A 22,316-nucleotide genomic window follows, 5' to 3' on the forward strand; every position below is an offset into this window, starting at 1 on the left:
TCATCTCATCTTGTTGTTGTGCCTAAGGCGTGTTGCAGCAGTCGTCGCCGTGGTTCGACGACGAGTGACGTCACAGGCCGTCGAGTTCGATAGCCCTGTCGAAGCAGGAAAGTCAGGCCGTCGCGGACAAGGCATGACGCCGGCTGCTGGCCAGGTGCACGGCCATGGCCAGGGCAGCGATTGCGCCGGGAATGGCAAAGGCGATGAAGTTGAGTTGCAGCGGCAGGTTGATGCCCATCAGCGCACCGCCCAGCAGTGGCCCGACAATGGCGCCGTTGCGGCCTATGCCCGAGGCCCAGCCCAGGCCGGTGGAGCGCACCGCCAGGCCGTAAAGCTGGGCAGCACCGGCGTACAGCAGGATCTGCGTGCCAATGGTGGTGGCGCCGGCGATGAAGATCAGCAGGTACAGCACCGGCATTGGGCTGTTGACCCCGAGCAGGCTGATCGATACGGCAGCGGCCAGGAAAAACGCGACTTTCACTTTCACCAGGTTGTAGCGGTCGCCCAGCCAGCCCCCAAGAATTGCCCCGGCCATGCCGCCGAAGTTCAGTGCCAGCAGGAAGGACAGGCTCGAGCCCAGGCTGTAACCGGCGTTGGCCATCAGTTTCGGCAGCCACGAGCTGAGCGCGTAGACCATCAACAAGCAGCAGAAAAACGCCAGCCACAGGGCCAGGGTGCGGGTTGCCAGGCCGTTACGGAACAGGTCCAGCACAGACCCACCCTTGGATTTACGGTCATTGGCCTGCAACTGGTCGTCAGCATGCACATCGCAGTCAGGGTCGAGGCGCTTGAGCAGCGTGCGCGCCTCGTCGGTACGGCCCTGGCGCACCAGAAAGCCGATCGATTCGGGCAGGTAATACAGGATCACCGGCAACAGCAGCAGCGGCACTGCGGCGGCAAAGAACATCGACTCCCAGCCAAAGCGCGGCAGCATGAAGATGCCCACGCCTGCCGAAAGCATGCCGCCCAGCGAATAGCCACTGAACATGATTGCCACCAGCGTGCTGCGCAGGCGCTTGGGCGCGTATTCATTCATCAACGCTACGGCATTGGGCATAAGGCCGCCGCAGCCAAGGCCGGCGATGAAGCGATAGATGCCGAACTCGCTGGGGCTGCTGGCGAAGCCGTTGAGGATGGTCGCCCCCGAGAACAGGGCGAAACAGATGGCAATCCCTTTCTTGCGCCCGATGCGGTCGGCCAGGCTGCCAAAGGCCAGGGCACCGAACATCATGCCGAACAGCGCATAGCTGCCCAGGGCGCCGGCCTGCAACGGGGTCAAGCCCCATTCTTTCATGATGACTGGCAGTACCACGCCGTAGATGAACAGGTCGTAGCCGTCGAAGACCAGCAGCAGGCCGCACCAGGCCATGACCATCCAGTGGAAGGCGGTGAAACGGGCGTTGTCGATGATCGGGTGAACGTCAAGGGTTCGCATGGCATGTGTCTCTGTTGTTTTTGTTGTGGAGTAAAACTGCCTTTGGGGTGCTGCTCAGCCGAGGTCGCCGCCCCCCACCGGCAGGGTCACGCCGGTGATGTAAGACGCTTCGTCGCTGGCCAGGAAAAGGATCGCGCCAACCTGTTCGTCAATGCTGCCGTAGCGGTGCATCAGGCTGCTGTCCAGGGTCTGGTCGACAATCTGCTGGTACCAGCGCTTGTCCTGGTCGCTCTGCGCGGCCTCATTGCGCGGCACCCGCCGAGGTGGCGCCTCAGTGCCGCCAGGGGCGGTGGCGTTGACCCGGATGCCGCGCCCGGCGGTCTCGAACGCAAGGCAGGCGGTGAGTGCGTTGACGCCGCCTTTGGCGGCGCCGTACGGCACACGGTTGACGCCGCGGGTGGCGATCGAGGAGACGTTGACGATGGCGCCACTGCCGCGTTCGAGCATGTAGGGGAGCGCCGCGTGGCAGCACCACAGGGTGGGGAACAGCGAGCGGCGAACTTCGGCTTCGATCTGCGCCACTTCATAGTGTTCGAACGGCTTGGCCCAGAGGGTGCCGCCGACGTTGTTGACCAGAATGTCGATGCGACCGAACGCCTCTACCGCCGAGGCCATGACGCGGGCGCAGTCGGGGTATTGCTCAAGGTCGGCGGTGAGTGTCAGCACGCCCTCCCCGGCCAGTTCGTGAACCAGTTCGGAGCGGTCCACAGCAACCACCTGCGCGCCCTCGGCCTTGAGCCGCCAGCACACGCCACGGCCGATGCCTTGGGCGGCGCCGGTGACCAGGGCTACTTTGTTATGGAATCGGTTGTTCATCTGCTACTTCCTTATCCTGTTTTCAGGCGCAACCTTGCCTTGCCTGCACTGGCCCGATCGCCGGCAAGCCGGCGTTCACAGGTACAGCGGTGCTATCAGGCCCAACTGCCGGCTTTGGAAGAAAAAAGGCCACCTTCACCCGCACGATGGGGTGGCCCCAAGGAAACTCAGGCTGCGGCTGCAGCGAACTTCTCGTAGTAGAAGTTGGCCGGTGTGATGCCCTGCTCGCGGATGTACTGGCTGACCGCCTCGACCATCGGTGGCGGGCCGCACAGGTACACATCGACATCGCCATCGTTGAGGTGGCATGGCGCGATGTGCTGGGTCACGTAGCCCTTTTGCGGGTACTGGCTTTCGGGGTTGGCCACGCAGGCGCTGAAGGTGAAGTTGGGGATGCGCGCAGCCAGGGCGTGCAAACGGTCCAACTCGACCAGGTCGAAATCATTGGTCACCCCATAGATCAGGTGCAGGGGATGCTTGCTGCCCTGTTCGGCGATCTTTTCCAGCATCGCCGTGAACGGTGCCAGGCCCGTGCCACCGGCCAGCAGCAGCAAGGGGCGCTGGATCGGGCGCAGGTAGAAGCTGCCCAGGGGCCCGGCCAGGCTCATGTTGTCGCCGGCCTTGGCCAGGCTGGTGAGGAAGCTGCTCATCAGCCCGCCCGGCACGTTGCGGATCAGGAAACTGACCTCACCGTCCTTCTGCAACGAACTGAAGGAATAGGCGCGGCTCTGGTCGCTGCCCGGCACCGTGAGGTTGACGTACTGCCCTGGCAGGAAAGCCAGCCTGTTGAGCGATTCACCCTTGATCGACAGGGCGATGGTACTGGCTGACAACTGGCGTACATCACTGATGGCGGCCTGGAAGCTCGCCTGTTCGGTCTTGCACAGTTGCGAAGACGCCGGGATGTGTACCACGCAGTCGCTTTCGGCGCGCATCTGGCAGGTCAGAACATAGCCTTCGGCGATTTCGTCTTCACTGAGGGCGTCTTCGATGAAGTTGTCGCCCAGGTCATAGCGGCCGGATTCGGCCTTGCACTTGCATGTACCGCAGGCGCCATCGCGGCAGTCCAGCGGAATATTGATGCCTTGGCGGTAAGCAGCGTCGGCCACGGTTTCATGGCCGCTGGCCTCGATGAAGCGGGTTACCCCGTCTTCGAAATTAAGCGCGATCTGGAAGCTCATGTTGCACCTCGCGGGCGAACCTGGCCACGGTGCGCCATGGGGCACACCGGGCCGTTCGCGTAACCTCGGTTCAGATGTGGTAGATGTCGATGACCTGGCGCACGTAGTCGTTCTTCAGCACCACCTTCTTGGCCTTGATCAGCGGCTGTTCGCCGCGCAGGTCCAAGGTGTAGAAGCTCGTACCGAAGTAGCTGTCGGTGGTCTTGTAGCGAAAGCTCAACGTGTGCCAGTTGAAGCGCACCAGGCAATGACCCTCGCCCTGCTCGACGATCTCGATGTTGCTGATGTTGTGCGAGGTGCGGGTGTCGGGCACGGTCGCGCTGGAACGCTCGGTCTTGATGCGGAACACGCGGTCCTCGAGGCCGCCACGGTTGCCGTACCAGATCAGCGAGATCTCGCTTTGCGGGTCGGTCGTCAGGCGGTCGTCGTCATCCCAGGCAGGCATCCAGAAGCTTGCGTCGCTGGCATACAATTCCAGCCACTGGTCCCACTGTGCATCGTCCAGGTAGCGCGCTTCGCGGTACAGGAAGTCGCGCACGGTCTCATGAAGGCTCATTGCACGGCCTCCACGGGGATCAGTGGCTGCTCGTCCTCGAGGGCCTTGAGCATGGTGTCCTGCCAGTACTTGTGCTGCAGAACGAACAGGCCCTCGTCCTCGGTACGCACGCCCGACAGCAGCGGGCTGAGCTCGATTTCGCGGGCGGCCTCGTCGGCGCCCTCGACCCAGTGTGCCGCGCCACGCGACATGTCGTTCCATCCGGTACCACCGCCGTAACCGGTCTGGCAGGAGCGGAATTCCTCGAGATCGTCCGGCGTGGCCATGCCACTGACGTTGAAGAAGTCTTCGTACTGCCGAATCCGGCTGGCCCGGGCTTCGGCACTCTCGCCTTTTGGCGCGATGCAGTAGATGGTGATTTCGGTCTTGTTCACCGAGATCGGCCGCGCGATGCGGATCTGCGAGCTGAACTGGTCCATCAGGTAGACGTTGGGGTACAGGCACAGGTTGCGCGAGTTCTCGATCATCCAGTCGGCACGCGCCTGGCCGAAGTCTGCGGCGAGTTGTTCGCGGCGCTCGAAAGCCGGGCGGTCTTCGGGATTGGCCCAGCGGGTCCACAGCAGCAGGTGGCCGTGGTCGAAGGAGTAGAAACCACCCCCCTGCTTGGCCCATGCACCCGCGCTCATGGTCTTGATCTCTTCGCCCGCTTCGCGCTGCTTGCGCTGGTTCTGGGTGGCGGCATAGTTCCAGTGCACGGAGCTCACATGGTAGCCATCGGCGCCGTTCTCGGCGGTCAGCTTCCAGTTGCCTTCGTAGATGTACGAACTGGCCCCGCGCAGCACCTCCAGGCCCTCGGGGGACTGGTCAACGATCATGTCGATGATCTTGGCCGACTCGCCCAGGTGTTCGGCCAGCGGTTTGACATCGGCATTGAGGCTGCCGAACAGGAAGCCACGGTAGGATTCGAACCGGGCAACCTTGGTCAGGTCATGGGAGCCGTCGCAGTTGAAACTGTCGGGGTAGCCGGCGTTGCTCGGGTCTTTGACCTTGAGCAGTTTGCCGCTGTTGTTGAAAGTCCAGCCATGGAACGGGCAGGTATAGCTTGCGCGGTTTCCGCGCTTGTGCCGGCAGAGCATGGCACCGCGGTGGCTGCAGGCATTGAGGAACGCATTGAGCTCACCGTCTTTGTTGCGCGCGATGAAGATCGGCTGGCGCCCCATGGACAGGGTTAGGAAGTCGTTTTTTTCGGGGATCTGGCTTTCGTGGGCCAGGTAGATCCAGTTGCCCTCGAAGATGTGTTTCATCTCCAGGTCGAACAGGCGTGGGTCGGTGAACATCTCGCGCTTGCAGCGGTAGATGCCCTTTTCACGGTCGTCCTCGAGCATGGCATTGAGGTAGTCGAATCCCAGGGACATGGCCAGGGTCTCCATTGTTATTGTTCAGACCGGGTCAGGTTAGGGCAGAGATTCGAGGGCGAATATCCAGATCGTGCACGTGGCTATCCAGTTCCTGCAGGCCTGTGGCCCGCTGGGTGCGGCGCCTTGGCCCGGCCAAGGCGAATGACGTTGGTGCGGCCATCGCAATTATCCATTGAACGCCCCGTGCCACCTGAAGTAAGCTCGGGCTCATCAACTGGAGAGCAACATGCCGAAACACCCCCGCAACCACGCCAACCACACCGGTCGCAACCTGCGCCCTGTGCTGGCCGTTGCCGGCTGCAAGGCGGTTGCCTGCTTTTATTTTGGGTATTGGTTTAGCCACTAGGCGCCGCTGATACCCACACGGCGCCCACTTTCGAGGGGCCGCCGAACATGAGAATACTCAAACCCCCGGTCGGCTCCCCGACCGGGGGTTTTGCTTTTCTGGCCTTTGAACATTACCGAATCACACTGAGGACACTTTCATGAACTACGCCACTTATTACTACGCAAGCACCTACGCTTGGCGATTTAGCCAATCCCGCTCGGGCCAGCCTGCCGCCTCCGACCGGTTCGTCCACGGTGGCAATGCTGCAGCCAATCAGAATTCAACGATCAGTCGAACATCTCGATAGGGGCCGACTGCGCGGGTCAGAACCCGCCGTCCGCCCAGGGAACCTACGCCATGCAAGCCTCGAACCTCGCTCTGCCCCTGACCCAGCCAAACGCTGCCAACACCACCGTCAGCCGTCGTCTGCCCAGCCCGCACCTGCTCAAGCAGCAGATGCCGCTTCCAATCGAACATGCCCAGCACGTCCAGGCCCAGCGCCAGGCCATTCGCGCCATCCTCGAAGGCCGCGACCCGCGCCTGCTGGTGGTCGTCGGCCCGTGCTCGCTCCACGACCCGCGCTCGGCCCTTGAATACGCCGACCGCCTGGCGGCCCTGAGCCGCGAAGTCGACGACAAGTTGCTGCTGGTGATGCGCGCCTATGTGGAGAAACCGCGCACCACGGTGGGCTGGAAAGGCCTGGCCTACGACCCGCACCTCGATGGCAGCGACGACATGCATGGCGGCATCGCCCTGTCCCGCGGCTTGATGCTGAACATGATCGAACGCGGCCTGCCGATCGCCACCGAGCTGCTGCAGCCGCTGGTGGCCGGTTACTTCGATGACCTGTTGGGCTGGGCGGCGATTGGCGCGCGGACCACCGAATCGCAGGTCCATCGTGAGATGGTCAGCGGCCTGGCGTTGCCGGTCGGCTTCAAGAACGGCACCGATGGCGGTGTCGCCATCGCGTGCGACGCGATGCGCAGCGCCGCCGCCGCCCACCGCCATTTCGGCATGGATGCGCAAGGGCACCCGGCAATCATCGAGACCCTGGGCAACCCGGACACCCACCTGGTACTGCGCGGCGGCCACAAAGGCCCGAATTACGACAGCACCAGCATTGCCCAAGCCCGCCAAGGGCTGGCCAAAGCGGGATTGCAGGCGCGGATCATGGTTGATTGCAGCCATGCCAACAGTGGCAAAGACCCCGCGCGTCAGCCGGCGGTGTTCGAGGAGGTGCTGGCCCAGCGCCTGGCCGGCGACACATCGATTGTCGGGGTGATGCTTGAAGGCCACCTTTTCGACGGGTGCCAGGCGCTGGGCAAAGGCCCGCTGAAGTACGGCGTGTCGATCACCGATGGCTGCCTGGGCTGGGAAGCGACACAAACCCTGCTGCGCGAGGCTGCGACACGTATGTAGGAGCCGTACAGCAAGCCTTGCGAGACTTTTCCCAAGCAAGTGCGCTAGGCTTGCCCTTTTCACCCAAGGAGTAGTACCCATGGCACGCGCCACTGCCCGTCACATCCTCGTCAGCAGCGAAGACAAGTGCAACGAACTGAAAGCCCAGATCGAAGCCGGTGCCGACTTCGCTGAAATCGCCAAAGCCAACTCCACCTGCCCGTCCAGCCGCCAGGGCGGTGACCTGGGCTCGTTCGGCCCAGGCCAGATGGTCAAGGAGTTCGATACCGTTGTGTTCAGCGCCCCGGTCAACACCGTGCAAGGCCCGGTCAAGACCCAGTTCGGCTACCACCTGCTGGAAGTGACCAGCCGCCAGGACTAAGTCCACGCTGACCATGACCACCTCTGGGGGAGCGGCGTTGCCCGCGAATGCGCCCGTGCAGGTAACACCGTTGCCTGGCCAGGCCTTTTCGCGGGCACGCCAGCTCCCCCAGGCGTTTCTGGGGCTCGTCCTGGCCTGCATGGGTTTTACTGCCCTAGCCGAACCGACCCACGCCCTCACCGTCTACGGTGAAGCCCCGCGCTACGCCCAGACGTTCCGCCACTTCGACTACGTCAACCCCAACGCCCCAAAGGGCGGCACCCTGCGCCGCTCAGCTACCGAAATCGGTCAGTTCGACCACATTCTGCCGTACATCGACAAAGGCATCGGCGTCAGTGAGGTCGATGGCTGGCTGTACGCGCCCTTGGCAGTGCGTTCGTTCGATGAGCCCTACACCGTCTATGGCCTGATCGCCCGGCGCATGGATCGCGGCCCCCGGGACGCCTGGCTGCGTTTCGATATCGACCCCAGGGCAACCTTCGCCGACGGCAAACCCGTGCGTGCCGAGGATGTGCGCTTCAGTTACGCCAAACTGATGAGCGAGGGCAGCCTCAAGTACCGGACCCAGTTCGCCGATGTGGCGGGTGTGACGGTCGAAGGCCCACACCGCGTGCGCTTCGACTTCAAGCAGCCCCACGGCCGCACCTTGCCCCTGGACCTTGCCAGTTTGCCGGTCCTGCCCGAACACGACTGGAAAAACCGCGACTTCGCCAACGGCGCCGGCTTTGACACCCCGGTCGGCAGCGGCCCGTACCGCATCGGGCGGATCGACAATGGCCGTAGCATCACCTTTGAGCGTGACCGGCACTGGTGGGCCAAGGACCTGCCCGTCAGCCGCGGTCGTTTCAATTTCGAGCGCATTCGCGTCGAGTACTTTGGCGATACCGAAGTGGCGCGCCAGGTGCTCAAGGGCGGTGGCTACGACTACAACCGCGAGTTCTCGGCCACGGCATTCACCCTGGGTTACAACGGTGCACAACTGGATGACGGCCGGCTGCAGCGCGCCCACCTGGGCCCGGCCAAGCCACAGACCGCCCAGGGCTTCGTGTTCAACCTGGACAGGCCGCAGTTCAAGGACCGCCGCGTGCGCCAGGCGCTGGCCATGCTATGGGACTTCGAGTGGAGCAACCGGCAGATGATGCGCAACCTGTACATCCGCCAGCAGAGTATCTTTTCCAACACCCCGCTGGCGGCGCGTGAACTGCCGGATGCCGGTGAACTGCAATTGCTTGAGCCGCTGCGCGGCAAGGTACCGGACGAAGTGTTCACCCAAGTCTTCACGGCACCGGTAACCGACGGTTCGGGGATCGTGCGCACGCAGCAGTTGCAGGCCCTGGCCCTGCTGCAACAAGCCGGCTGGCAGCCTGAGGGTGATCACCTGGTCAACGCCGAAGGCCAGCCACTGACATTCACCTTCCTCAATGGCCAGGCCGGCCTGGAGCGCCTGCTGCTGCCCTGGAAGCGTAACCTGGCGCAGATCGGGGTTACCCTGAACATCCGCAATGTCGACTCGGCCCAGTACGTCAATCGCCTGATGGCCCGTGACTACGACCTGATTGTCACCGGCTACCCGGTCACCCTCTCGCCGGGTGCCGAGCTCTACAACTATTTCGGGTCTGCGGCAGCCAACGACCCAGGCTCGAACAACCTGATGGTGCTCAAGGACCCTGCGGTGGACAGCCTGATCGACGGGCTGGTGCGCGCCGACACCCAGGCTGACATGCTGCATCACGCCCATGCGCTGGACCGTGTGCTGCAATGGAACTACTACTGGATTCCCAACTACTACCCGCCAGGCAGCTCGACCGTGTGGTGGAACCGCTTCGGCCTGCCCAAGGTCCAGCCTGCTTATGACGAAGGGCTGGACAGCTGGTGGGAAGTCAGCCCTACCGCCCTGACCAACGCACAGATGGCCGAGCGCCAGAAGGCTGCGCCATGACGTCCTACATTCTGCGCCGCCTGCTGCTGATCATTCCCACGCTGCTGGCGATCCTGCTGGTCAACTTCGCCATTGTCCAGGCTGCCCCTGGCGGGCCGGTGGAGCAGGCCGTGGCCAGGCTGCAAGGCATCGGCGGCGGGGCACCGGGCGCGCGGGCCGAGGTGGTTCAAGGCCAATCCCGCGCCACCCGTGGTTTGGACCCGAAACTGATCGAAGAGATCAAGCGCCAGTACGGCTTCGACAAATCGGCGCCTGAGCGTTTGTGGCTGATGCTCGGCCAATATGCGCGGCTGGATTTCGGCCAGAGCTTCTTCCGCGGTGCCAAGGTCACCGACCTGATCCTGGACAAACTGCCGGTGACCTTGTCACTGGGGTTCTGGGCCACGTTGATCACCTACCTGGTGTCGATCCCGCTGGGCATCCGCAAGGCGGTGCGCCACGGCAGCCGCTTCGACGCCTGGAGCAGTGCGCTGATCGTGATCGGTTACGCCCTGCCCTCCTTCCTGTTCGCCCTGTTGCTGATCGTGCTGTTCGCCGGTGGCACCTCGTTGAACTGGTTCCCGGTACGTGGCCTGGTTTCAGAGCACTTCGACCAGCTCAGCCTGCTGGGCAAAGTCGCCGACTACTTCTGGCACCTGGTGCTGCCGGTGGGGGCACTGGTGGTCGGCGGGTTCGCTACGCTGACCTTGCTGACCAAGAACGCCTTCCTCGACGAAATCTCCCGTCAGTACGTGGTCACAGCGCGGGCCAAAGGCCTGAGCGAGCGCCGGGTGCTGTACGGCCACGTACTGCGCAATGCCATGCTGGTGGTGCTGGCCGGCTTGCCGCAGGCGCTGATCACGGTGTTCTTTGCCGGGTCCCTGCTGATCGAGGTGATTTTCTCACTCGATGGCCTCGGCCGCATGAGCTACGAGGCAGCGGTCTCGCGTGATTACCCGGTAGTGTTCGGCACGCTGTTCATCTTCACCCTGGCCGGCCTGTTGATCCGCCTGATCGGTGATTTGTCGTACACCTTGCTCGATCCGCGCATCGACTTCGACGCGAGGGCGCACTGATGCTCTCGCCGGTTTCGCGTCGCCGACTGCAACGCTTTCGTCGCAACCGTCGTGGCTGGGTGTCGTTGTGGCTGTTCGCTGGCCTGCTGCTGCTCAGCCTCGGCGCAGAGCTCGTGGCCAACGACAAACCCTTGCTGCTGGGCTACAAGGGCGAGCTGTACATGCCTGCGCTCAAGCGCTACAGCGAGCAGCAGTTTGGTGGCCAACTGCCGTTCCAGCCGGACTACCGTAGCGCGTATGTACGCCAGTTGATCGAGGGCCAGGGTGGCTGGATGCTGTTCGCACCGATTCCGTTCAGTGCCGACACCCCTAACTATGACCTGCAGGTCCCCACACCAAGCCCACCGAGCAGCAGCAACTGGCTGGGTACCGACGACCAGGGCCGCGACGTGCTCGCGCGGGTGTTGTACGGCACCCGGGTATCGCTGCTGTTCGCTTTTGCCCTGACCGTGGTCAGCGTGCTGATCGGCGTCACCGCCGGGGCCCTGCAGGGCTATCACGGGGGTTGGGTGGACCTGCTCGGGCAACGCGTGCTGGAGGTGTGGTCAGGGTTGCCGGTACTGTACCTGCTGATCATCCTCAGCGGTTTCGTTGAGCCGGACTTCTGGTGGTTGCTGGGGATCATGGCGCTGTTCTCGTGGTTGACCCTGGTGGATGTGGTGCGTGCCGAGTTCCTGCGTGGGCGTAACCTGGAGTACGTCAAGGCCGCCCGCGCACTGGGCCTGCCGGACAGCCAGGTGATGCTGCGGCACATCCTGCCCAATGCGATGAATGCCACGCTGACCTATGTGCCGTTCATGCTCACCGGGGCCATCACCACACTGACCGCATTGGACTTCCTCGGCTTTGGCATGCCGGCCGGCAGTGCTTCGCTGGGCGAGTTGGTCACCCAGGGCAAACAGCACCTGGAGGCACCTTGGCTGGGCTTCACCGCGTTCTTTGCGCTGGCGCTGGTGCTGTCATTGCTGGTGTTTATCGGAGATGCCATGCGCGAGGCTTTCGACCCGCGCGTTTAGGCTGGCGCGGCCATCACAGTTTCAGGGAACTGCCATGCACGAAAGCAACACCCTCAAGGACTACCCTCAGGTACGGCAACTGGCGATCCGCTCGCTGTTCGAAATCATCGAGCAGTCCAGCGAAGGCACGGTGATCGTCGACCGCGACGCGCGAATCGTGTGGATGAACGAACGCTACGCCCGGCGTTTTGGCCTGGCCGATGCAGCCAGTGCCATCGGCCAGCCATGCGAAACGGTGATCCCGGGCAGCCTGATGCGCGAGGTGGTGAGTAACGGCCGGCCGATCCTGCTGGACATGCTCGACACCCCCAACGAGCCACTGGTGGTCATGCGCCTGCCTATCCACGATGCCCAAGGGGCGCTGATCGGTGCCATCGGCTTTGCCCTGTTCGACCAATTGCGCAGCCTGTCGCCACTGCTCAAGCGCTATTCGAGCATGCAGCAGGAACTGGCCACGACACGCTCGCAGTTGCGCGCGCGCCAGGCCAAATACAGTTTTGCCCAATTCGTCGGCAGCAGCGCCGCGAGCCTTGAGGCCAAACGCCGGGCCAGGCGTGGCGCGGCCAGCGAATCACCCGTGTTGCTGCTTGGCGAAACCGGCACCGGCAAAGAGCTGCTGGCCCACGCCATCCACGCAGCGTCGGCACGTGCGCACAAAGCCTTTGTCAGCATCAACAGCGCAGCGATTCCCGAGGCGCTGCTGGAGGCCGAGTTCTTCGGCACGGCACCAGGCGCCTTTACCGGCGCTGACCGCAAGGGGCGTAGCGGCAAGTTGCAGTTGGCCGAAGGCGGCACCTTGTTCCTCGACGAAATCGGCGACATGCCTTTGGCCCTGCAAAGCAAGCTGCTGCGAGTGCTGCAGGAGAAGGAATACGAACCGGTGGGCTCGAACCAGATGCTGCGCAGCGACGTGCGTATCATCGCTGCCACTTCGATCGATTTGCAGGCGGCCATCGCCCGCGGGGCGTTCCGTGCCGATCTGTATTACCGCCTGAATGTGCTGCCAATCCAGGCCCCGCCGCTGCGCGAGCGCCTCGAAGACCTGCCGGCATTGTGCGAGGCGATCCTCGCCGAGCTGGGCAGCCAGTTCGAGCTGGAGCCCGATGCGCTGCAATTGCTGGCACGCCATGCCTGGCCCGGGAACATCCGTGAGCTGCGCAACGTGCTGGAGCGGGCGACGCTGCTGGCGGACCAGCCGCGCCTTGCCGCCATGGACGTGCGCGAGGCACTCGGGCCGGTGACGCCCGTTGCTACGCCACCCCAGCGGCAAAGCTACCGCGATGCCTGTGCGCAATTCGAGCGCAAACTGATTGCCGATACCTTGGCCGAGCACGCCGGCAATGTGGTCGAAGCAGCGAAAGCATTGGGCTTGGGTCGTTCGACGTTCTACAAGAAAAGGCTGGCTTTGGGGGTGTAAGTCTCTTTTTGGAGACTGATGTTTCTAATCGGAGACAGCGCTTAACGCGCTGACAGGCGCAGCGTTTGGGTCGGATAATTGCCCAAGCCAGTCTCGAATGGGAGACACAGCCATCTTGTTTTCAGTAAAAAACCATACAAATCAATGACTTAAATATTGGCACGATTCCCGCTATCTCCCGGCTACCGATAACAACAAGACTTACCCAGGAGATCTACCCGATGACCGTGCTCATCGCTCTCGCCGCTTTGGCCCTGCTGATGCTGGCCGCCTACCGCGGTTACAGCGTGATCCTTTTCGCGCCCATCGCCGCCCTCGGCGCGGTGCTGCTGACCGACCCCGCCGCCGTAGCGCCCGCCTTCACCGGGGTGTTCATGGAAAAGATGGTCGGCTTCATCAAGCTGTACTTCCCGGTGTTCCTGCTGGGCGCAGTGTTCGGCAAGCTCATCGAACTGTCCGGTTTCTCGCGCTCGATCGTCGCCGCGGCGATCCGCCTGCTCGGCACGCGACAGGCCATGCTGGTGATCGTGCTGGTTTGCGCCTTGCTCACCTATGGCGGGGTATCACTGTTTGTGGTGGTGTTCGCGGTGTATCCGTTCGCTGCAGAAATGTTCCGTCAAAGCGATATACCCAAGCGCCTGATCCCGGCGACCATCGCCTTGGGCGCCTTCTCGTTCACCATGGACGCCCTGCCCGGCACCCCGCAGATCCAGAACATCATCCCCAGCACCTTCTTCAACACCACCGCCTGGGCCGCGCCCTGGCTGGGGCTGATCGGCACGATGTTCGTGTTCTGCAGCGGCATGCTTTACCTGCAACGCCAGCGCAACAAAGCCCAGCGCGCCGGCGAGGGCTATGGCAGCAACCTGCGCAACGAACCGGAGACTGCCGCCGACCTGACCTTGCCCAACCCTTGGCTGGCGCTTTCGCCGCTGGTGCTGGTGGGTGTGATGAACCTGCTGTTCACCCACTGGATCCCGCAGTGGTACGGCGCCAGCCATACCCTGCAGCTGCCGGGCATGAGTGCGCCGGTGAACAGCGACGTGGCCAAGCTCACGGCAATCTGGGCAGTGCAGGCCGCGCTTCTGGTGGGCATCCTGATGGTGCTGGTCTGCGCCTTCGGCGCCATCCGTGAGCGCCTGGCCGAAGGCACCAAAAGTGCTGTCGGTGGCGCCTTGCTGGCCGCCATGAACACAGCGTCAGAATACGGCTTTGGTGCAGTGATCGCTTCGCTGCCAGGCTTTCTGGTGCTGGCCGATGCCCTGCGCGGCATCCCCAACCCGTTGGTCAATGAAGCCATCACCGTGACGCTGCTGGCGGGTATCACCGGCTCCGCTTCGGGCGGCATGAGCATCGCCCTGGCGGCCATGGGCGACAGCTTCATCGCCGCGGCGAACGCCGCCAACATCCCGCTCGAGGTGCTACACCGGGTGGCCGCGATGGCCAGCGGCGGCATGGACACCCTGCCGCACAACGGTGCGGTGATCACCTTGCTGGCCGTCACCGGCTTGACCCACCGCGAGGCCTACAAGGACATTTTCGGTATTACCCTGATCAAGACCCTGGCGGTCTTCGTGGTCATCGCCACGTTCTACGCCACCGGCATCGTCTAAGGAGCGTTTGCATGACCCTCAAAGGCAAGACTGCACTCATCACCGGATCCACCAGCGGCATTGGCCTGGGCATCGCCCAGGTGCTGGCCCGCGCCGGCGCCAACATCCTGCTCAACGGTTTCGGCGACCCGGCAGCGGCGCTGGCCGAGGTTGCGCAACAGGGGGCGAAGGTTGCGCACCATCCGGCCGACCTTAGCGATGTCGCCCAGATAGAAGCCTTGTTCGCGTTTGCCGAACAGACCTTCGGCGGCGTCGACATCCTGGTCAACAACGCGGGCATCCAGCATGTGGCGCCGGTCGAGCAGTTTCCGCTGCAAAGCTGGGACAAGATCATCGCCCTGAACCTGTCGGCGGTATTCCATGGCACGCGCCTGGCCCTGCCCGGCATGCGTGCGCGCAACTGGGGGCGCATCGTCAACGTCGCTTCGGTGCACGGGTTGGTCGGCTCCACCGGCAAAGCAGCTTATGTGGCGGCCAAGCATGGCGTGGTCGGCCTGACCAAGGTCGTGGGGCTGGAAACCGCCACCGGCAATGTCACCTGCAACGCCATCTGCCCAGGCTGGGTGCTGACCCCGCTGGTGCAAAAGCAGATCGACGAACGTGCCGCCAAGGGTGTCACCCCGCAGCAGGCGCAAGAGGACTTGCTGGCCGAGAAGCAACCGTCATTGGCCTTCGTCACGCCTGAGCAGCTGGGCGAACTGGTACTATTCCTCTGCAGCGAGGCCGCAAGCCAGGTCCGCGGCGCCGCCTGGAATGTCGATGGTGGCTGGCTGGCCCAGTGATGGGTGGCCTCGGCCTGGCGCGGCGCTTGCCATCGTTCAACTGCAAGGAGGCCCTATGCGCCCGATTCCCCCATCCGCGATCCTGGCCCTGACCCTGGCGGCCACTGCCCCGGCGATGGCCGCCAGCCTGAAGGACGTCGCCCCTTACCCCGAGGCCGAAAAAGGCTTTACCCGGCAGGTCATCCACCTGCCCAAGCAAGCCGACGAGCAAGCCCACAAACTTGAAATCATCGCTGGCAAGACGCTACAGGTGGACTGCAACCGCCAGCGCCTGGCCGGCAGCCTGGAGGAACACACCCTTGAAGGCTGGGGCTACAGTTATTACCGCCTGGACAACGTCGGCGGGCCGGCCAGCACCCTGATGGCCTGCCCGGATGGCAAAAAGACCGAGGCATTCGTGCCAGTGGTCGGTGAAGGCTTCCTGCTGCGCTACAACAGCAAGTTGCCTGTGGTGGTGTATGTGCCCGAAGGCGTGCAGGTGCGTTACCGGGTGTGGTCGGCAGCGCAGGAGGTGCAAACGGCCAAGGTGGAGTAAATTCAAGCGTAGCGGTACCTGAGCGCCGGCAAGCCGGTGATCAGGTGCGTCATGGCACTGGGAGGTATGGCATGAATGATGTGCTTTGGAGTCCTGCTGCGGCACAAATCGAGGCCAGCACGATGGATGCCTTTCGCCGCTGGATCAACCGGCGCTACAACCTGCAGCTCAGCGATTACGCAGCCCTGCACCGCTGGAGCATCGAGCATCGCGCCGCGTTCTGGCAAGCCATTGCCGACTATTTCCAGGTGCGATGGCATACCCCGCCCAGCCAGGTGCTGAACGAGGGTGCGCACATGCCCGATGCGCGTTGGTTCGCCGACGCCACGCTCAATTTCGCCGAGCACCTGCTACGCCGGCGTGACGATCACACTGCGGTGACGGCCCTGCGCGAGGATGGCCAGCGCAGGTCACTGAGCCACGCGCAACTGGCCGCGGAAGTGGCCGGGCTGCAAACGGCCTTCAAGGATGCCGGCATCGAGCCAGGTGACCGGATTTGCGCGGTGATGCCCAACACCTGGGAAACCCTCGTGGCCATGCTGGCCTGCACCAGCCTCGGCGCCATCTGGTCGACGTCATCGCCGGAGTTTGGCCTGCACGGCATCATCGATCGCTTCGGCCAGATCGAGCCCAAGCTGCTGATCGTCTGTGCCGGTTACCAGTACGCCGGCAAGCAGATCGACCAGGTCGACAAGATCAACCAGGTCTGCGCGCAGTTGCCCGGGCTGCAGCAACTGATCGTGGTGCCCTACACGCGCGAGCAGACCCAAGCCGACGAATTCAGTACCCCTGCCAAGGTCAGCCTGTGGGGCGACTTCTACCAGGCAGGCGGTGAGCCAGGCTTCACCCCGCTACCGTTCGATCACCCGCTGTACATCCTCTATTCCAGCGGCACCACCGGCGTGCCCAAGTGCATCGTCCACAGCGCAGGCGGTGTGTTGCTGCAACACCTCAAGGAACACGGCCTGCACAATGACCTCAAGGCCGATGACGTGCTGTTCTACTATACCACCTGCGGCTGGATGATGTGGAACTGGCTGACCAGCGGCCTGGCAGTGGGGGCTACGTTGATACTGTACGACGGCTCCCCCTTCCACCCGAGCCCCGAGCGCCTGCTCGACCTGATCGACGCCGAAGGCATCCAGGCCTTCGGCACCAGCGCCAAGTACCTGGCCGCGCTCGAACAGGAGGGCCTGGCGCCGGCACGCAGTCATCGACTGGACAGCCTGCGCCTGATCCTCTCCACTGGCTCACCGCTGTCGCCGCACAGCTATGACTATGTTTACCGCAAGATAAAGGCCGAAGTGTGCCTGGCGTCCATGTCCGGGGGCACCGATATCGTGTCCTGCTTCGTGCTGGGCAACCCGACGCTGCCGGTACGCCGAGGCGAAATTGCCTGCAAGGGCCTGGGGATGGCTGTCGAAGTATGGGATGAGCAGGGTCGCCCGGTGACCGGTGAAAAAGGCGAGCTTGTGTGCACCCGCCACTTCCCGTCGATGCCCCTGGGCTTCTGGAACGACGACGATGGCAGCCGCTACCGCGAGGCGTACTTCAGTCAATTTCCCGGTGTCTGGGCGCAGGGCGACTACGCCGAGCAGCTCAGCACAGGCGGCATGGTGATCCATGGGCGTTCCGATGCCGTGCTCAACCCAGGGGGCGTGCGCATCGGCACGGCGGAAATCTATCGCCAAGTAGAAAAGGTCGGAGAGGTGCTGGAGAGCGTTGCCATCGGCCAGCAGTGCAAAGGCGATGTGCGTGTCGTGCTGTTCGTGCGCCTGCGTGATGGCCTCACGCTCGATGACGCTTTGCAACAGCGCATTCGCCAGGTGATCCGCCAGTACACCACGCCGCGCCATGTACCGGCGGTGATCGTACAGGTCGGTGATATTCCACGGACCATCAGCGGCAAGCTGGTGGAGCTGGCGGTGCGCAACGTGGTGCACGGGCTACCCGTGAAAAACACCGACGCGTTGGCCAACCCCGAAGCGCTCGAATACTTTCGTGACCGCACAGAGCTGCACGTTCAGGCATAATGGCGCCCTTTTTTCACCCAGAAGCACAGGTGTCTCATGAAAGCTCAAGCCCGCCACATCCTGGTCAAGACCGCTGAAGAGGCCGAAAAGCTCAAACAGCGCATCGCCAATGGCGAGGCCTTCGACGTGCTGGCCAAGAAGTTCTCCACCTGCCCTTCAGGCAAGCGCGGCGGCGACCTGGGCGAAGTGCGGCCAGGGCAGCTGGTCGGGGCGATCGACCAGGTGATTTTCAAGAAACCCCTGCGTGTGGTGCACGGGCCGATAAAAAGCAAGTTCGGCTACCACCTGGTGCAGACGTTCTACCGCGACTGAAACGCGCCATTAACGGCGCGCGGCCAGCAAGCCGAGGCCTGCGCAACCGAGCAGGCCGGCGCTGACCCGGTTGAACACCCGGCGCGGGCCCGGCTGGCTGAACCAGCGCTGCAGGTAGGCGCCAAGGCCGGCATAGAGGGCAATCGCCACCCATTCCAGCAGCAGGAACAGTACCCCCAACCAGAGAAACTGCTCACTGACCGGGGTGGTGCTGCCTACCGTGACGAACTGTGGCAGGAAAGCAGTAAAAATCAGGATCGCTTTCGGGTTGCCCGCGGCCACCCAGAACTCCTGCCGCGCCAGGCGCCAACTGCCACGCGGTTGCTCGCTGGCCACCAGCGCCTCGCCCACCGGAGCGCACCACAGCTGCCAGGCGATGTAGAACAGGTAGGCCGCACCCACTACCTTAATCACCAGGAACAGGTATTCGCTGGTGTGCAGCACCACCGCCAGGCCCATCGCCGCCAAGGCAATCATGCCGCTGAAGGCGATGATGCGGCCGCCACCTGCCACGCAGGCAGTACGCAGGCCATAGCGGCTGGCATTGTGCAACGACAATAGGTTGTTCGGCCCAGGTGCCATGTTCAGGGCGAAGCAGGCGGGGATGAATAACAGCAGGCTCGACAGGTCCATTTCGTTCTCCTGGAAATCTGCCGCCAATTTCGATGCTCAAGCGGTACCGGGTCAAGGTACAGCCACAGGCAAAAACTGTACGGCAGTGCGTTCGGCGCTGTTAAGCTGCCAGCCAGACCAAGGACTTCAGCATGCACCCTACCCGCTCCTCACTCTGGCGCGATCCGGCCCTGCCCTGGGTGGAAAGCCGCCGGGCCTGCCACAGCCGCGCCTGCTACAAGGCCCATAGTCACCCGACCTTCTCCATTGGAGCGGTGGACGCGGGGTACAGCCTCTTCACCGGCGCGGGTGATGGGCAACAGCGCCTGACCCCAGGCACGCTGGTGTTGGTGCCGGCGCAGCGGGTGCATGCCTGTAACCCCGAACCCGGTCAGGCCTGGAGCTACCAGATGCTGCATGTCGAGGCCCAGTGGCTTGCGCAGCTGCGGCTGGAGTCGGGGCTCGATGCGGCCGCGCCGGGGGCCCCGGCACGGATAAGCCGGCTGCCTGCGTTGTACCGAGAATTCTGTGCGTTGAATGAATTGCTGTTCTCGGCTGCAAGCAGCGGCGAAAAGGAAGCCGCCCTTATCGCCTTCATGGGTGATCATGATTTTGCCCAGCATCCGCACCTGGACGCTGCGCCAGCGCCCGTGTTAGGCCTGCCGGCCCTGGGTAGCCTGATTGAGTGTATCGAAGCCCAGGACCCTGCCCGGCTCAGCCTTGAAGTGCTTGCCCGGCAAGCAGGGCTTGGCCGCTATCAGTTGATCCGTGCGTTTCGCGCCGCCACCGGGCTGACGCCGCATGCCTACCTGATCAATGCCCGCATCAACCGTGGCCGCCGGCTGCTAAGCGACGGGCTGGCGCTGGCCGAGGTGGCCTATCGATTGGGTTTTGCCGATCAGAGCCATTTCCAGCGGGTATTCAAGGCGCATGTGGGCGTGACGCCGGGTCAGTATCGGCTGCGCCGGGGTTAGCCGCCTTGGGCAACCTGCAATAATCTTCAATACCTGCTCCTGACGCGCCTGCACACTGCGGCTCCACCCCTTGAGAAAGCCGCCCCATGGAGCAGTTTCTGATCGTCGCCCTCGCCCACTTCCTGGCCCTGCTGTCCCCTGGCCCGGATTTCTTCCTGGTCGCCCGCACCTCGATCAGCGCCGGTTGGCGCGTTGCCAGCGGCGCCTGCCTGGGCATCGCCCTGGCCAATGGCCTGTTCATCAGCCTGGCTTTCGCAGGCCTGGCGGTACTGCAGGAAGGCAGCCCGGTGTTCATCGCCCTGCAGTTGGCCGGCGCGCTTTACCTGCTTTACATAGGCGCGCTGTTCCTGCGCCACGCCGGACGATCCGGCCTGGCTGCGGTCGGTACCCGAGGGGCAGTGAGCGGCTGGTGGCGAGGGTTGGGCATGGGCTTCGTATCGGGCGGGCTCAACCCCAAGAACGGACTGTTCTACGCCAGCCTCGCCAGCATGGTCGCCAGCAGCAGTGTTGGCTGGAAATGGGCCTATGGTGTCTGGATGTTCAGCATCGTTCTGTTGTGGGACTTACTGGTAGCGGCAGCGATCGGCAACCCGCGCCTTCTGCGGCGCTTTGCTCATGCCCTGCCCTGGCTGGAGCGGGCCTCGGGGATGATGCTGATAATACTGGCAGGTGCATTGCTGTTCAGACTGGCGCGGGGTTGAGCAGTGCCAGGTCGGCCAAGCCCATCAGGCTGAAATGCCCGCTTGCCCACCCCCCGGTGTCCAGGTGCCAGACGTTGCCCAACCGCTTGGCCTGGAGCACCGGCGTATGCCCCACCAGCAGGGCACGCACGCCTTCCACGGCGCCGGTGTCCCCTTCTTTGAGCCGCCGCCGGGACCATTGGCACACTTCACGCACGCCCGGGTCATCATCTTCCAGCAGACTGGCGCGCAGTTCGGCCCAGTCTGTAAAGGGGCTGTCGGCATGCAGCACACCAATCAGCCCGGCCTCTGTCTGTACTTCCATGGCTATCGGCAGCTGCAGGAAGTGTTCGACGAACACCGCCTGCTCATCTTTTGGCAGGTCGAGAAACCAACCGCCGCCCGCTGCCCGATACATGTCCAGATCCAGCCGCCCCCCGTAATGACAGGTGATGGCCAACGATTCGTGGTTGCCCTGCACAGCGTAAAACCACGGCTTGGTCAGCCACGTCAGTGCCTCGAGACTATGAGGGCCGCGGTCGACCAGGTCGCCGACGCTGAACAGCCGGTCCACTGCTGGGTCGAACCCTACCGCCGCCAGGCATTGCTCAAGCCGCCGAAAATGCCCGTGAATATCGCCAACTGCCAGATCACGGCCGTGGCTGTTGGCGGCTACCCGCCGAAACCGGCTCATTGCATTCTTCCTCTGCTACTGCACGCTGGGGAGCGGACGATGGGTGCCGCGCTCGTCCATGACGTGCTCATGCCCCTGTCAAGCAACAGCATGGCACAAGTTTCGCCCCGCCTGCGGCCCGCTGAAATACCCTTCACTGGTACAGGCATCCGTGGCGGTAGTATGCTCGGCCTTCGACCTGTACCAGGGAAAGGGATTACCCATGAAGCTCTGTGCCGTACAGCTGGCATCCGTCAAAGGCGACCTGCAAGTCAATCTCGACCGTCACCTGCACTGCATAGAGCAGGCCGCAGGCCTGGGCGCCGAACTGGTGGTATTCCCCGAGCTGTCGCTGACCGGTTACGAACCTACCCTGGCACGGCAGGTGGCCTTGCCGATCACCTCCGCCCGGCTCGATCCGTTACAGCAACGCTGCGACCGCCTGGAAATCTGCGCCGCCGTGGGCCTGCCATTGCCCACGGCTGATGGTATTCAGATCGCAATGCCGATCCTGCGTCCCGGTCAGCCGCGGCTGGCCTACGCCAAACAACGGCTGCACGAGGACGAGTTGGCGTTTTTCTCCGCGGGCGATCAGCCCTTGGTGTTCGCCGCAGGGCAACTGCAGATAGCGCCCGCCATCTGTTACGAGTCGATGTTCCTCGCGCACGCAACACAAGCCCGCGACAGCGGCGCAGAACTGTATCTGGTGAGCGTGGCGAAAACGGCAAAGGGCGTCCGTGAAGGCCATGAGCACTACCCCCAAGTCGCTCGCACTTTGGGTATGCCGGTATTGATGGCCAACTGTGTGGGGCCGGCCGACAACTTCGTGGGTGCCGGCGGCTCGGCGGCCTGGGACAGCCAGGGCAACCTGCTGGCAGCGCTGGACGGCCGTCAGGAAGGCATCCTCTTGCTGGATACCACGAACGCCAGCGCCATCAGCGTATCGCTGAGCATGCCGTCGCCATGAAGTATCTGCTTTTGACAGTGGCCTGTTTTGCCAGCACCTACCATTTGGTTGGCCTGTTGATCGACAGCCATCTGAATGAGCTGGCCGAGGGGTTGCGCCATCGCCCGGATGCGCCACCGCCCGGCCAGTACCTGCGCGAAGTAAGGCCCCAGGCCCGCCGGGCGCATCGGCAGTACACGCTGATGGCAGGCTCGACGCTGGCAGTGGTGGTTTGCCTGATCGCGTACTGGGTCAGCTGAGTGGCCAGGTTCAGT

The 22,316-nt window shown here is 63.5% G+C and carries 22 protein-coding genes; 15 read left to right on the forward strand and 7 right to left on the reverse strand.

What is annotated here, in order from left to right; translation table 11 throughout:
* Positions 1 to 112: 112 nt before the first annotated feature.
* The 5 genes from JNA92_RS04215 to benA all read right to left on the reverse strand — a co-directional run bounded on the left by JNA92_RS04215 (position 113) and on the right by benA (position 5,343).
* Positions 113 to 1,435 (reverse strand): MFS transporter, encoded by a 1,323-nt coding sequence (locus JNA92_RS04215; RefSeq protein WP_241803475.1) that lies wholly within the window; start codon positions 1,433 to 1,435, stop codon positions 113 to 115.
* Between the two features lie 54 nt (positions 1,436 to 1,489).
* Positions 1,490 to 2,251: a 1,6-dihydroxycyclohexa-2,4-diene-1-carboxylate dehydrogenase gene (locus tag JNA92_RS04220; RefSeq protein ID WP_241803476.1), complete on the reverse strand. Its 762-nt coding sequence runs from the start codon at positions 2,249 to 2,251 to the stop codon at positions 1,490 to 1,492.
* 167 nt (positions 2,252 to 2,418) lie between these two features.
* Positions 2,419 to 3,432, reverse strand: coding sequence for a benzoate 1,2-dioxygenase electron transfer component BenC (gene benC / locus JNA92_RS04225; protein ID WP_241803477.1), 1,014 nt, complete (start codon positions 3,430 to 3,432; stop codon positions 2,419 to 2,421).
* A gap of 70 nt (positions 3,433 to 3,502) precedes the next feature.
* Positions 3,503 to 3,988 carry a benzoate 1,2-dioxygenase small subunit gene (gene benB / locus JNA92_RS04230; RefSeq protein ID WP_241803478.1) on the reverse strand — a complete coding sequence of 162 codons (486 nt, stop codon included), beginning with the start codon at positions 3,986 to 3,988 and terminating at the stop codon, positions 3,503 to 3,505.
* Positions 3,985 to 5,343 carry a benzoate 1,2-dioxygenase large subunit gene (gene benA / locus JNA92_RS04235; protein ID WP_241803479.1) on the reverse strand — a complete coding sequence of 453 codons (1,359 nt, stop codon included), beginning with the start codon at positions 5,341 to 5,343 and terminating at the stop codon, positions 3,985 to 3,987. Before benA ends, benB begins: the two co-directional genes overlap by 4 nt.
* Before the next feature lie 688 nt (positions 5,344 to 6,031).
* Here benA and JNA92_RS04240 point away from each other — a divergent pair.
* The 11 genes from JNA92_RS04240 (at position 6,032) to JNA92_RS04290 (ending at position 18,156) form a co-directional block, all read left to right on the forward strand.
* The gene (locus JNA92_RS04240; protein WP_241803480.1) at positions 6,032 to 7,093 is read left to right on the forward strand and encodes a 3-deoxy-7-phosphoheptulonate synthase; all 1,062 of its coding nucleotides are present in this window, start codon (positions 6,032 to 6,034) and stop codon (positions 7,091 to 7,093) included.
* A 79-nt stretch (positions 7,094 to 7,172) separates the two neighbouring features.
* The gene (locus tag JNA92_RS04245; RefSeq protein WP_003248318.1) at positions 7,173 to 7,454 is read left to right on the forward strand and encodes a peptidylprolyl isomerase; all 282 of its coding nucleotides are present in this window, start codon (positions 7,173 to 7,175) and stop codon (positions 7,452 to 7,454) included.
* Positions 7,455 to 7,467: 13 nt separating this feature from the next.
* The gene (locus tag JNA92_RS04250; protein ID WP_241803481.1) at positions 7,468 to 9,393 is read left to right on the forward strand and encodes an extracellular solute-binding protein; all 1,926 of its coding nucleotides are present in this window, start codon (positions 7,468 to 7,470) and stop codon (positions 9,391 to 9,393) included.
* On the forward strand, positions 9,390 to 10,448 hold the full coding sequence (locus JNA92_RS04255; RefSeq protein WP_241803482.1) for a microcin C ABC transporter permease YejB: 1,059 nt from the start codon (positions 9,390 to 9,392) through the stop codon (positions 10,446 to 10,448). The genes JNA92_RS04250 and JNA92_RS04255 overlap by 4 nt, the downstream gene beginning before the upstream one ends.
* The gene (locus JNA92_RS04260; RefSeq protein ID WP_241803483.1) at positions 10,448 to 11,464 is read left to right on the forward strand and encodes an ABC transporter permease; all 1,017 of its coding nucleotides are present in this window, start codon (positions 10,448 to 10,450) and stop codon (positions 11,462 to 11,464) included. Before JNA92_RS04255 ends, JNA92_RS04260 begins: the two co-directional genes overlap by 1 nt.
* Before the next feature lie 34 nt (positions 11,465 to 11,498).
* The gene (locus tag JNA92_RS04265) at positions 11,499 to 12,881 is read left to right on the forward strand and encodes a sigma-54 interaction domain-containing protein (RefSeq protein ID WP_241803484.1); all 1,383 of its coding nucleotides are present in this window, start codon (positions 11,499 to 11,501) and stop codon (positions 12,879 to 12,881) included.
* A 221-nt stretch (positions 12,882 to 13,102) separates the two neighbouring features.
* Positions 13,103 to 14,494 carry a GntP family permease gene (locus JNA92_RS04270; protein WP_241803485.1) on the forward strand — a complete coding sequence of 464 codons (1,392 nt, stop codon included), beginning with the start codon at positions 13,103 to 13,105 and terminating at the stop codon, positions 14,492 to 14,494.
* Between the two features lie 11 nt (positions 14,495 to 14,505).
* Positions 14,506 to 15,276 carry a 3-hydroxybutyrate dehydrogenase gene (hbdH, locus tag JNA92_RS04275; RefSeq protein ID WP_241803486.1) on the forward strand — a complete coding sequence of 257 codons (771 nt, stop codon included), beginning with the start codon at positions 14,506 to 14,508 and terminating at the stop codon, positions 15,274 to 15,276.
* A gap of 55 nt (positions 15,277 to 15,331) precedes the next feature.
* Positions 15,332 to 15,811 carry a serine protease inhibitor ecotin gene (gene eco, locus JNA92_RS04280; RefSeq protein WP_241803487.1) on the forward strand — a complete coding sequence of 160 codons (480 nt, stop codon included), beginning with the start codon at positions 15,332 to 15,334 and terminating at the stop codon, positions 15,809 to 15,811.
* 71 nt (positions 15,812 to 15,882) lie between these two features.
* Positions 15,883 to 17,844: an acetoacetate--CoA ligase gene (locus JNA92_RS04285; RefSeq protein WP_241803488.1), complete on the forward strand. Its 1,962-nt coding sequence runs from the start codon at positions 15,883 to 15,885 to the stop codon at positions 17,842 to 17,844.
* Positions 17,845 to 17,880: 36 nt separating this feature from the next.
* Positions 17,881 to 18,156 (forward strand): peptidylprolyl isomerase, encoded by a 276-nt coding sequence (locus JNA92_RS04290; RefSeq protein ID WP_046786145.1) that lies wholly within the window; start codon positions 17,881 to 17,883, stop codon positions 18,154 to 18,156.
* 9 nt (positions 18,157 to 18,165) lie between these two features.
* On the opposite strand, the gene JNA92_RS04295 is transcribed toward JNA92_RS04290, so the two are convergent.
* The gene (locus JNA92_RS04295; RefSeq protein WP_241803489.1) at positions 18,166 to 18,789 is read right to left on the reverse strand and encodes a LysE family translocator; all 624 of its coding nucleotides are present in this window, start codon (positions 18,787 to 18,789) and stop codon (positions 18,166 to 18,168) included.
* 131 nt (positions 18,790 to 18,920) lie between these two features.
* Here JNA92_RS04295 and JNA92_RS04300 point away from each other — a divergent pair, with 131 nt between their 5' ends.
* The gene (locus tag JNA92_RS04300) at positions 18,921 to 19,742 is read left to right on the forward strand and encodes an AraC family transcriptional regulator (protein ID WP_241803490.1); all 822 of its coding nucleotides are present in this window, start codon (positions 18,921 to 18,923) and stop codon (positions 19,740 to 19,742) included.
* An 86-nt stretch (positions 19,743 to 19,828) separates the two neighbouring features.
* Complete coding sequence (locus JNA92_RS04305) at positions 19,829 to 20,443, forward strand: LysE family translocator (RefSeq protein ID WP_241803491.1); 615 nt, start codon at positions 19,829 to 19,831, stop codon at positions 20,441 to 20,443.
* Here JNA92_RS04305 and JNA92_RS04310 read toward each other — a convergent pair.
* Entirely contained in the window at positions 20,424 to 21,116 is a 693-nt protein-coding gene (locus tag JNA92_RS04310; protein WP_241803492.1) for a metallophosphoesterase, read from the reverse strand. The two genes, JNA92_RS04305 and JNA92_RS04310, sit on opposite strands and share 20 nt — an antisense overlap.
* A 202-nt stretch (positions 21,117 to 21,318) precedes the next feature.
* Here JNA92_RS04310 and JNA92_RS04315 point away from each other — a divergent pair, with 202 nt between their 5' ends.
* Positions 21,319 to 22,062 carry a carbon-nitrogen hydrolase family protein gene (locus JNA92_RS04315; RefSeq protein WP_241803493.1) on the forward strand — a complete coding sequence of 248 codons (744 nt, stop codon included), beginning with the start codon at positions 21,319 to 21,321 and terminating at the stop codon, positions 22,060 to 22,062.
* A complete protein-coding gene (locus JNA92_RS04320) occupies positions 22,059 to 22,301 on the forward strand; it encodes a hypothetical protein (RefSeq protein ID WP_241803494.1) in 243 nt (80 codons plus the stop codon). Before JNA92_RS04315 ends, JNA92_RS04320 begins: the two co-directional genes overlap by 4 nt.
* Positions 22,302 to 22,316: the final 15 nt, after the last annotated feature.

The sequence above is a fragment of the Pseudomonas putida genome (assembly GCF_022627325.1).
Taxonomy (GTDB): domain Bacteria; phylum Pseudomonadota; class Gammaproteobacteria; order Pseudomonadales; family Pseudomonadaceae; genus Aquipseudomonas; species Aquipseudomonas putida_X.

Excerpts from the sequence above, each read along its gene's own strand:
- JNA92_RS04250 (WP_241803481.1), top strand. The coding sequence starts at position 7,468 with ATGACCACCTCTGGGGGAGCGGCGTTGCCCGCGAATGCGCCCGTGCAG.
- JNA92_RS04290 (WP_046786145.1), top strand. The coding sequence starts at position 17,881 with ATGAAAGCTCAAGCCCGCCACATCCTGGTCAAGACCGCTGAAGAGGCC.
- JNA92_RS04320 (WP_241803494.1), top strand. The coding sequence starts at position 22,059 with ATGAAGTATCTGCTTTTGACAGTGGCCTGTTTTGCCAGCACCTACCAT.
- JNA92_RS04245 (WP_003248318.1), top strand. The coding sequence starts at position 7,173 with ATGGCACGCGCCACTGCCCGTCACATCCTCGTCAGCAGCGAAGACAAG.
- JNA92_RS04215 (WP_241803475.1), bottom strand. The coding sequence starts at position 1,435 with ATGCGAACCCTTGACGTTCACCCGATCATCGACAACGCCCGTTTCACC.
- JNA92_RS04220 (WP_241803476.1), bottom strand. The coding sequence starts at position 2,251 with ATGAACAACCGATTCCATAACAAAGTAGCCCTGGTCACCGGCGCCGCC.
- JNA92_RS04295 (WP_241803489.1), bottom strand. The coding sequence starts at position 18,789 with ATGGACCTGTCGAGCCTGCTGTTATTCATCCCCGCCTGCTTCGCCCTG.
- JNA92_RS04260 (WP_241803483.1), top strand. The coding sequence starts at position 10,448 with ATGCTCTCGCCGGTTTCGCGTCGCCGACTGCAACGCTTTCGTCGCAAC.
- hbdH (WP_241803486.1), top strand. The coding sequence starts at position 14,506 with ATGACCCTCAAAGGCAAGACTGCACTCATCACCGGATCCACCAGCGGC.
- JNA92_RS04240 (WP_241803480.1), top strand. The coding sequence starts at position 6,032 with ATGCAAGCCTCGAACCTCGCTCTGCCCCTGACCCAGCCAAACGCTGCC.
- eco (WP_241803487.1), top strand. The coding sequence starts at position 15,332 with ATGCGCCCGATTCCCCCATCCGCGATCCTGGCCCTGACCCTGGCGGCC.
- JNA92_RS04305 (WP_241803491.1), top strand. The coding sequence starts at position 19,829 with ATGGAGCAGTTTCTGATCGTCGCCCTCGCCCACTTCCTGGCCCTGCTG.
- JNA92_RS04315 (WP_241803493.1), top strand. The coding sequence starts at position 21,319 with ATGAAGCTCTGTGCCGTACAGCTGGCATCCGTCAAAGGCGACCTGCAA.
- JNA92_RS04285 (WP_241803488.1), top strand. The coding sequence starts at position 15,883 with ATGAATGATGTGCTTTGGAGTCCTGCTGCGGCACAAATCGAGGCCAGC.
- benB (WP_241803478.1), bottom strand. The coding sequence starts at position 3,988 with ATGAGCCTTCATGAGACCGTGCGCGACTTCCTGTACCGCGAAGCGCGC.
- JNA92_RS04265 (WP_241803484.1), top strand. The coding sequence starts at position 11,499 with ATGCACGAAAGCAACACCCTCAAGGACTACCCTCAGGTACGGCAACTG.
- benA (WP_241803479.1), bottom strand. The coding sequence starts at position 5,343 with ATGTCCCTGGGATTCGACTACCTCAATGCCATGCTCGAGGACGACCGT.
- JNA92_RS04270 (WP_241803485.1), top strand. The coding sequence starts at position 13,103 with ATGACCGTGCTCATCGCTCTCGCCGCTTTGGCCCTGCTGATGCTGGCC.
- JNA92_RS04300 (WP_241803490.1), top strand. The coding sequence starts at position 18,921 with ATGCACCCTACCCGCTCCTCACTCTGGCGCGATCCGGCCCTGCCCTGG.
- benC (WP_241803477.1), bottom strand. The coding sequence starts at position 3,432 with ATGAGCTTCCAGATCGCGCTTAATTTCGAAGACGGGGTAACCCGCTTC.
- JNA92_RS04255 (WP_241803482.1), top strand. The coding sequence starts at position 9,390 with ATGACGTCCTACATTCTGCGCCGCCTGCTGCTGATCATTCCCACGCTG.
- JNA92_RS04310 (WP_241803492.1), bottom strand. The coding sequence starts at position 21,116 with ATGAGCCGGTTTCGGCGGGTAGCCGCCAACAGCCACGGCCGTGATCTG.